At 62.9% G+C, this 7,478-nt stretch carries 6 protein-coding genes and 1 pseudogene; all 7 read right to left on the minus strand.

Features of this window, described 5'->3' with window-relative positions; genetic code table 11:
* A pseudogene (locus P7D22_RS21635) lies at window positions 1-629 on the minus strand (aldehyde dehydrogenase family protein); the annotation flags it as partial.
* Window positions 630-655: 26 nt separating this feature from the next.
* A complete protein-coding gene (locus P7D22_RS21640) occupies window positions 656-958 on the minus strand; it encodes a TOBE domain-containing protein (protein ID WP_319936331.1) in 303 nt (100 codons plus the stop codon).
* A 111-nt stretch (window positions 959-1,069) separates the two neighbouring features.
* Window positions 1,070-2,569 (minus strand): sugar ABC transporter ATP-binding protein, encoded by a 1,500-nt coding sequence (locus P7D22_RS21645; RefSeq protein WP_319936332.1) that lies wholly within the window; start codon window positions 2,567-2,569, stop codon window positions 1,070-1,072.
* Window positions 2,566-3,519 carry an ABC transporter permease gene (locus P7D22_RS21650; RefSeq protein ID WP_319936333.1) on the minus strand — a complete coding sequence of 318 codons (954 nt, stop codon included), beginning with the start codon at window positions 3,517-3,519 and terminating at the stop codon, window positions 2,566-2,568. Before P7D22_RS21650 ends, P7D22_RS21645 begins: the two co-directional genes overlap by 4 nt.
* Before the next feature lie 40 nt (window positions 3,520-3,559).
* Window positions 3,560-4,591, minus strand: coding sequence for an ABC transporter permease (locus P7D22_RS21655; protein ID WP_319936334.1), 1,032 nt, complete (start codon window positions 4,589-4,591; stop codon window positions 3,560-3,562).
* A 37-nt stretch (window positions 4,592-4,628) separates the two neighbouring features.
* Window positions 4,629-5,720, minus strand: coding sequence for a sugar ABC transporter substrate-binding protein (locus P7D22_RS21660; protein WP_319936335.1), 1,092 nt, complete (start codon window positions 5,718-5,720; stop codon window positions 4,629-4,631).
* 704 nt (window positions 5,721-6,424) lie between these two features.
* Entirely contained in the window at window positions 6,425-7,021 is a 597-nt protein-coding gene (locus P7D22_RS21665; protein WP_319936336.1) for a carbohydrate kinase family protein, read from the minus strand.
* Window positions 7,022-7,478: the final 457 nt, after the last annotated feature.

Consider the following 7,478-nt stretch of genomic DNA (forward strand, 5'->3'; position numbering starts at 1 on the left):
GACCTGGCCGACGTCCGGCCCGGTGCCGTTGACGAGGTTGAAGACGCCCTTGGGGTGCCGGCCGCCTCCATGATCTCGGCGAAGATCAGGCCGCTGACGGGCGCGATCTCGCTCGGCTTCAGGACCATGGTGCAGCCGGCCGCGATGGCCGGCGCCACTTTGCAGACGATCTGGTTGAGCGGCCAGTTCCAGGGCGTGATCAGGGCCGCGACGCCGATCGGCTCCTTGATCACCAGGGTGCCGCCGCGCCGCTCCTCGAAGCTGTAGGTCTCCAGCGCCGCGATCGTGGCCTCGAGGTGCGTCTGCCCCGCGAAGGCCTGGGCTGAGCGGGCGAAGCCGATCGGCGCGCCCATCTCGCGGCTCACGGCCTGCGCGATCTCCTCGTAGCGCGCGTTGTAGAGCGCCAGTACGCGGCGGCGGAGCGCCAAGCGATCGTCGCGGCTGGTCTGGGCGAAGGCCGGAAAAGCCGCGCGGGCCGCCGCCACGGCCCGATCGACGTCGGCGGTACCGCCGGCGGCGATCGTCGTGTAGGCCTCCTCGGTCGCTGGATCGATGACGTCGATCGTGCCCGCGCCGGCGGGCTCGACCCAGGCGCCGTCGATGAAGAATTGGCGATGATGGGGGTTCATGGCGAAGTCCAGGAAGGTTGGCGACGTCAGGATCGGATAAGGCATCGGGCCGTGCCGGGACGGATCGCGGCGAAGACCGGAAGGCCGGGTGCTAAGGCGTCGGGAGCCTGGGCGCGCGGCACGTCGACGGTGAGCCTCGGCCCGTTGACGACCTGCACCGACAGGCGGAGCGAGCGGCCGTGGAAAACCACGTTGGACACGACGGCCGAGGCGGTTTCCGGCCCCGGCTCCGTGCTCAGCGTGACGTCCTCGGAGCGGACCCCCAGGACCACGACGCCCTCGGCCGGCGTTTCCCCGATGGGGCAGCCCTCGATGAGGCATATGGACACATCCAATTCGTGCGTTCACAGTAATCACATTGAAATTACAAGATATTATCTCAACAAACTGATTATCGATCTCGGTATGTTCTAAACGTTCTGGATCATACAAATTTATCCTCATACAATAGCATGCAGGATTTCCTCGCTAATCGTCCGATAGTCCCCCAGATTTTGCGTTTGATGCACAACCCGCTTTTCGGCCATGACCAGGATGCGGTCGGAAATGCGGATCACCTCGGCCAAATCGCTGGTAATAACCAGGATCGCAAGGCCTGACGTCTTGGCGTTTTCGACGAGCCCGTACATATCTTCCTTGGTGCGAACATCGACGCCGATTGTCGGCTCGTCAATAATGAGGATATCGACGTCGCTCGCCAACCATTTGGCAACGCTGATTTTTTGTTGGTTTCCGCCCGAGAGTTCACCGACCGGCTGGTCGAGGCTGGCGAGGCGCACGGCCATCCGCTCCACTGTGAAACCAACAGCGCGCCGCTCGCGGCCGGGTGTGACGAAGCCGAGGGCGCCGGCGAGCCGGTCCCAGAACGTGATAGCGACGTTGTGCCGAATGGCGTGGCGCAGGATCAGTCCTTCACCCTTACGATCTTCGCTGACGTAGCCAATGCGGTGCTGTCTCAATGCATCGCGCGGGTCGCGTATGTGGATTGGCACGCCGTCACGCGCAACGGTACCGCCAGTGATGCGCTCCAACCCGAGCAGCGCACGCGCGAGCTCGGTGCGACCGGCGCCGACAAGGCCGTAAAGTCCCACGACCTCGCCGCCTCGGATGTCGAGGTTGATGTCCGTGTGGCCGAAGGCTGTCGAGACGCCGCGAAGTTCCAATCGTGGCGGACCGGATCGCGCAGCTGTTGAAGGCGCCGGCCGCGAGCCAAATGTAATCGAGCGCCCCACCATAGCGGTTACGACGTCCTTCTGCGTAAGGTCGGCGCGCGGCGCAGCCTCAAGAATCGTGCGCCCGTCGCGGATCACCGTCACGCGGTCGCAGAGCGCGAAAACCTCATCCAACTTGTGGGATACGAAAAGCATGGCTCGCCCGGCTCTGCTGAGCTCGCGCAGCCGCTCGAACAACACGGCGGCCTCTCGCTCGGTGATCGACGCCGTAGGCTCGTCGAGCAGCAGCACCTTGGCTTGGAGCGCAAGGGCGCGCGCGATCTCGAGCAATTGCCCCTGAGCGACGCTGAGCGAACTCGCGCGGGCGCGCGGCGACACCGCAAGGCCGACCCGCCTCAGCCAGGTCTCGGCATCCCGGTAGAGCCGTGGAGTGTCGAGAAAGCCCAAGCGACGTGGCGGCGCGTGGAGAAACAGGTTCTCAGCCACCGAGAAGGCCGGCACGAGATTGCGCTCCTGGTGGACGGCGCTGACGCCGGACGCAATCGCTTCCTCAGGGCCGTGGAAGACATGCTCTCGCCCGCCAACGCTCAAGGTGCCGCGATCGGCGCGATGCACGCCCGTGAGCGTCTTGATGAGGGTCGACTTGCCGGCGCCGTTTTCGCCAACCAAGGCATGTATACTGCCGGGCTCAAGAGCGAGGCTAACCCCGCTCAGCGCCGCTGTGCCGGCGAAGCTCTTCCAGATATCCCGCGCCGCGATCGCGCTCACGGCTGTGATCCCATCGCAGATGCCGACATGAAGGGTAGCGCATTGCGCAGCCAACGGCCGAAGCTCCCCTCGCGCGAGCGTCCCAGCGACACGACAACGAACACCAGCACGCCCTGCACAAGCGTGACACAGATAGCGTCGACGTTGACCAGGATCAGCCCGTCGCTAATTGTCGCCAAGATCAGGCTCGCCACCAGGATGCCAACGACCGACACTTCGCCGCCAGTCAACAGCGTGCCGCCGACGATGGGGATCGTGAACGACTGCAGCAGCCAGCCCGAACCCGCGTTTGGGTTCGCTTCGTGGAGTTGCGCCATGGCGACAATACCGGCTGCACCAGCCAGCAGACCCGACAAACCATGCGCCCACAGCAGCGTCGTGCGGCGTGATAGTCCGGACAACCGCGCGGCTTCGGGGTTGCCGCCAAAGGCCAGCATGGTGCGGCCCGTACGCCTCCAGCCGTAGAGCACCCCTAACCACAGAGCGACGCCGAGGCTCACAGCCAGTACAGCCGGCAACGGGCCGAGACGACCGGTGCCGAAATCATTGAGCAAGTTCGGCAGGCCCGTGTAGGGCACGGTTTCGGTCACGGCGAGCGCGATGCCTGCGAAAGCGCCGCCCGTAGCCAGGGTGACCACGAACCCGCCGACACCCGAGACAGCGACGAGCGCACCGTTGGTGACTCCGCACAACAAGCCAAGCCCCAGGCCAAAGCCAATGGCGGGCGCAAGCGGCACGCTCCGTGTGACCAGCAGATAGCCGGTCGCTACACCCACGAGGCTGCCGATGCTGCCAACCGCGAGAGAAAACTCACCGACGGCCAACACGGTCAGCTGCGAAAAGCCGATAAGACTGAGCAACGCGGCACTTGAGAGAATGACATAAAGGTTGAAGCTGGTGGCGAATTGCGCGTTGACGAGAGCAAAACCGGCGCTGGCGACGGCGGCCATTGCAAGGAGCGGAACCCACGATCGCGTGGTTGCAGGCGCGTCAGACCGAGGCATGATGGGCCTTCCCATCCGTGGTGGAGGGAGCAACGGGACGCCGGAACGGTCGGCGCCGCAGCGCACGATCGGCCATCACGGCCGCGAGCAGCACGATGGCTTCGGCGAACTGCTGCCAGTAGGCTGGCACATTAAGGGACACGAGGCCTGAATCGATGCTCTCGATAAATACCGCGGCAACCAGTGCGCCCGTGACGGAAACAGCTCCGCCGATGAGGGCCGTGCCACCGAGGATCGGCACAACAAGCGAAGACAGGACCCAGCCGACCCCCAGCGAGGGAAGGGCTGCCGCCACACGCGACATTTCCATGAGGCCCGCGGAGGCGGCCAACAGCCCCGACAGCGCGAAGCTGCCCAGCACGGTTGCGTTCACGCGCACGCCGCTAAGCTCAGCGGCGCGCTGGTTGGCGCCCACGGCCAGCATGCGCCAGCCCCAGACGGATCGATTGTAAAGTAGCCACAGCATCGCGGCCGCGATCAGCGCCGGCACGACCAACCACGACAGCGACGGCGTGACCAAAGGGTCATTGCTGAAATCGGACACGGAAGCCGGAACCGTGCTGATCGCAGAGCCACCCGATAGAACCAGAACCACGCCAACGTAGATCGACGACATGGCCAGGGTCACAATGAAGCTGCCGAGTCCCGTGGCGACCTCGATGGCTCCAAGTACCAGGCCCAGCAAGGCGCCGAACACGAGGCCGGTCGGCAGGGCGACGGCAGGCGGAAGGCCGGCCGAAGCCATCAGCCACCCCGTGGCCATTGTTGCAGCCACGCCGACGCCTCCCACCGCCAGGTTCAAGCGCCCGATCACCACTACGACGAGCTGGCTGAAGCCGATCAGTAGCGTTTCACTGGCGAGCTGCGACAGGGTGAACAGGTTGTAGCTGCTCAAGAAGCCATCGCCGAGCGTGTGGTAAACAAGCCAGCTCAGCGCCGTAAGGATCAGCAACACACTTGTGTTGGAGAGCACCGAGGCAGTCGCCTGCCACTTGAGGCTTGCAAGCACGCTGTTCACGCGCGTTACCCTCGACCATCCGCGTCCGGCGGCTCCCTTAGCATTTGAATACTTTGTGATCGAGAAGATCGATTAGTCGCGCGGTGTCGGACGGAATAGAGGCTAAGGGGAACTGAGCGATATTGTCCTTGGTGACAAGTTGCACCTGGGATTCCAGTACGCGCTTGGTCTGCAGCGAGGCCGAAAAAGGGGCATCATCGGCCACCTTGCATTTATCCCGCGCCGCTTTCGTTACCGCATAGGCGCCGGCATAAGCCATGCCATAGGTGTTCTGGAACAGCGTTCCGGTGATAATACCCTGCTTCACCGCGTCCATCACCTGAGGCGCGCCGTCTGCACCGACGAATTTGATATGCCTGAACTGTGGATTGTCGGTCAGTGCCACGGCCATGGCGATTGATGGGTTGTAGGAGGTTGACATGGCGCCGGCCAACGTCGTGCCCTGCGAGGCCAGAAGGGCATTGACGGCAGGTGGCGACAATTGCGGTGTGTCGATGTCAGCCACGACCTGGGTCAGCGTCACCTTGCCATCGGTCGCCGCCACGGCGTCCTTGACGGCCTTGATGCGGAGTTGGGTATTTGGATCGGTGAGCTGGCTCGCAAGCAACGCAATCGGCCCGGTGCCGCCAATTGCCTTGATCAACTCCTCGGCTTGGTAACGAGCCGCCTTGTAGATATCGGCCGAAATACAGAAAAGCGCCGGGCTGGGATCAATCGTACAACCGTTGATGTTGACAGTCGGGATGCCGCGTTTGGCAAGCTTGCCTTCCTCGGCATTGGTCCCATTGGGATCGCCAGGGAAAAGGGCGAAGCCGACCGTGCTGCGCGCCACTAGCGAGTCGAGCAGCGCATTTTCCTGAGTCAGGTTGAAGGCGTCGGTCGGCGGAACTTGAAAGGTGGCATTGATGTTGAAGGCCTTGGATGCATCCGCAGCAGCGGCGTGCCATGGATCAAAATAGGCGTTCGGTCCCGGCACTAAGATGCCGATATTGGGCTTACTATCCGCTGCGAGGCTAGCCCCTGTCAGGGTCACTCCCGCGAGGGTTATCAGCAGGGCGCCATGCAGCACCCTTTGCGCTGTCTTTCTGGCATCTTGGCCCGCAAACATGCTTGTCAGATTTGTTTTCATGGTCGTGTTCCTCCCGTGTCGGGACCGTTCGGCCGGTCCTCGTCGCGTTTCACAGCAGCAGCATGGGGCGCAGAACCGCCGGGTTCTCCAGCAGAGGCGTTATTCTGCACCACCAACTACCAATGGCACATAAATTCTTCTTGTGGTCATCTGTACCAGGAGCAGCTTCATTGCGCAATATGGGATTGAATCATGGACTTTCCTGAGCCTCCAATGGCGCACAGCTTTGCGGATTTCGAGGTGTCCAGACTTCCTTAAACAGTATTCTCCAAGTTTTAAATAAGAATAATAAACTAATTTTGATAAAAGACGTGCCGCACTAATCCATATCTATGACTTTTCGTCAACAAAACGAACTCGATGAGCTTAATAATTCAACTTATAGATTTAATGTTTATACTTACATTAGATCATGCTTGATTCACACCGATTTCAGCAGGTCCTTTGTGGCCTTAAATCGCAGCCACCCGCAACATACTCGACCGTCTGTTCCCGGCCCGATCACAACGCACGGTAGCCAGTCGGCAATGCGCCCGAATGCACCGTTTCGAATGGCACAGGTCGCGCTCCGAAGCGGACCTCGGATACGGGGCTTGCGCGACAAGTGAGTTGCGAGGGTCTACGGGAATGGCATCGGCTTTGCCTTAGCGCTTCGGCTCTCAGCGCGCCTTGAAGCGCCATTTGTAGCCGTTAGGGCTGACAGGTTACCCGGAGCCGTTGATCGCAACGGCGGCCCGGAGCATGGCGGCGACACCGTAATTCGTAATGGCGCGAGAGGCGCCCTGCGCCCCACGTCGGGCGGCTTGCACGAGATCCGACCCATCGGTCACGAGCGAGGCTGCGAATGCGCCGCAGAAGCAGTCCCCGGCGCCGGTCGTGTCGCGCACCGCGGCAGGCGTGGCCGGTTCGTGGAACGTCTCACCCCTGTGATGAACCAGGCAGCCTTCCGCCCCGAGCTTGATCACCACGGTTTCGGGCCCAAGCGCCGCGAACGTCGCGGCAGCAACCGCCCAGTCCTCATGGCCGAGGAGGCGGCGCACCTCTTCAGCACTGGGCATGAAGAGATCGACCTGGGCAATGAGGCGGCGCAGCGCACCCTCGTTACCGGCGATGTAGTCCTCCTGCGGATCAAGGGCCACGAGGGCGCGCGTGGTCGCCTTGGGTGCGCGACGAGGCGTTCCTGCGCCGGCAGCGTCATTGCCAACACCAGGAAGACCTTGGCTCCCCGATACGCCTCGGGGATGTCCTCCGGCATGGGGGACAGTGCGTCGAAGTCCGCGTCGGAGGAGAACAGCGTCCAGGTGCGATCGCCGTTATCACAATAGGCGACCCGGTTGTGAAGGGTCGGGAGGTCCCGTCGCGGCAGACCTCTGTCCGAAAGCCCCGCCGCGCTCATCTCGGCCAGGATCGAGGGCGGGAAATCCCGGCCGACGGGCGCCACCATCTCGGTTGTCGGCTCCCACATCCGCGCGGCGAGTGCCGCATAGAGTGCGTCCCCGCCGATGCACCCCGGCACCTCGCGACCGTCCGGCAGCACAAGATCGTCGATCGTCAGGTTCCCGAGGCAGACGAGGCGGGGAGACGGCGCCATCACGCCTCAGCAGCGTCGGCCGCACCGAATTTGGCCATCGCGAGATGGTGAGCGAAGAGTTGCACCGGCACGCTCGTGAGAAGCACGCTGAGGGGCTCGGGCACGGCTGGCATGTAAAATCGCTCGCAATAGTGACCCCCTGAGGGGGTAATTTCGCGGCCAATGCC

This window comes from Lichenihabitans sp. Uapishka_5 (genome assembly GCF_033947565.1).
In the GTDB taxonomy this organism is placed as follows: Bacteria; Pseudomonadota; Alphaproteobacteria; order Rhizobiales; family Beijerinckiaceae; genus Lichenihabitans.

Bases quoted from the DNA above. Each gene is read 5' to 3' on its own strand.
- P7D22_RS21650 (WP_319936333.1), bottom strand. From the start codon at position 3,519: ATGGCCGCCGTCGCCAGCGCCGGTTTTGCTCTCGTCAACGCGCAATTC.
- P7D22_RS21660 (WP_319936335.1), bottom strand. From the start codon at position 5,720: ATGAAAACAAATCTGACAAGCATGTTTGCGGGCCAAGATGCCAGAAAG.